This is a genomic window from Corynebacterium marambiense (assembly GCF_016342275.1).
In the GTDB taxonomy this organism is placed as follows: Bacteria; Actinomycetota; Actinomycetes; order Mycobacteriales; family Mycobacteriaceae; genus Corynebacterium; species Corynebacterium marambiense.
In genome coordinates, this window is the sequence record NZ_JAEIOT010000010.1 from 1 (window position 1) to 1,804 (window position 1,804).

The 1,804-nt window shown below is 56.3% G+C and carries 1 protein-coding gene; it reads left to right on the forward strand.

All coding sequences use genetic code 11. The features are described 5' to 3' along the window. The coding region (locus JDV76_RS09265; RefSeq protein ID WP_198736619.1) for a tetratricopeptide repeat protein at positions 1 to 1,804 on the forward strand (1,804 nt) is incomplete at both ends.

Below are 1,804 nucleotides of genomic sequence, written 5' to 3' on the forward strand. Positions count from 1 at the left end.
AAGTTCGATGTGTTCCTCAGTTACGCTCGTGCCGATAACCAGGACAACCTTGATAAGAAACGGTGGGTCACGACACTACGGGATACGTTGATCGAGGTGTATCGCCCATCTTATGGGCAGCTCCGGGTGTTTTTCGATGAACGCGAGATCCGGTCCATGGATGACTGGCAGGCCAGGATCGCAGGCGGGTTGCGGTCGTCTGCGGTGCTGCTGGTGGTTTTGTCCCCGATCTACCTGCGCCGTAGGTACTGCCTGAAGGAATGCACGGATTTTGGCGTCCATGTGACCAGACGCGGCGGTGGTTTGGATAATATCGCGGTCCTCTACGCGGTATCTGTTGAGGATGTTCCCGGAAAAGATGAGACCGATTCGCAAAACACCCCAGAAGAGATCGAACAGTTAAAAACTGAAATTTTGGACATTCCGCAGCATCAGGATATTCGGGAGCTTTTCCCCGAGGTGTTTCCTGATGATCCACAGCTGCGGGCTGAGCTGGAAGCGTTGTCGGAGGCGATTGATATCCGGCTTAAGCGTCAACGACGTCTGGAGTCGCTAGCCGGAAACACAAGCTATGTACAAGCCCTGCATTTTTGCGGCAGGAAAGACGAACTCCTTAAGCTGCACAAAAGTGTCGCACTGTCGCCGTGGGGGACGGTGACGGTGGTGCATGGTTTTGGTGGGATAGGTAAAACAACCCTGGTCAAGCAGTACGCGCACACCTACCATCACGAGTATGCGGGGGCGTGGTTGGTGGATGCTGAGGGCCACACCGATCTGTTGGAGGCGTTGGCGGGGTTAGTCCACGACCATGATCTGAAAATCAGTGAGCTTACGGCCGCGGAGCGGGAGGATAACCGTGAGGTGGGGCGCAAGGTTATTGCGGCGTTGCAGCGTTGTGCTTCTGCTTCAGGCAGTCCGAACCATGTGTTGGTGGTACTGGATAACGTTGATCAGTGGGAGATTCTCGCATCTAGTCAGCTGGATCTTCTCCCGCAGGATGATTCAATTCGGGTGGTTGTGACCTCCAGAGTCGCACCGGAACAAAATGATGTACCTGATGTGGTTCACCCCCTGCCGCTTGGGCGGTTGGCAACCGATGAGGCGGTGGCGGTGATTGAAAGTTATCAACCGGCCCGGGGTGCGTTGAAGAGGCACCCGCAGTTTGCATCAACCGCAGAGTGTGATGCTGCGTGTGAGATCGTGGAGCTGGTGGAGGGTTTCACTCTGACGGTCGAGCAGATCGGGCTGTATCTGGTGTTGAAGGATGTCTCCCCGTCGGTGTTTTTGGAGGAGCTGAAACAGCACGGGATGGTGAAGACTGAGGAGTATTTTCAGGATCGTTCCCCGACTATGTCGGTAGGGCACCCGGATAGGTGGTTGCCTGTGATTATCGACAAGATCTGGGACACGTTGGGGGAAGATGCGCTGGGGCAGGCGTGTCGGATGGCGGTGGAGTTGGCTGCGCTTCTGCCTGCAGAAGATGTGGTGTGGCCGTGGATTGAGCAGATCGTTGACTCCCAGTTCCCGGGTACGGCGGTGGATGAACAATTCGGTGGTGTTGATCACCGGGTTCGTCGGATGCTGATTTCCAGGCATTGGTTGACTCAGACCAATCAGCCGGAGGTTCTTCGGTGTCACCGGTTGATCGGTGAGCATATCCGCAACCGGACCGTTGAGCGTGACCACCGGGTGGAGCAGCTTCGTGAGCATCTGATAGAGGTCGCAGGCCGGATCGGTGGGGATGATGCGCCGCCGGTGTGGGAGGTGGTTGGGTTAGCGCATGCGGTTGTTGCTGATCATGAGT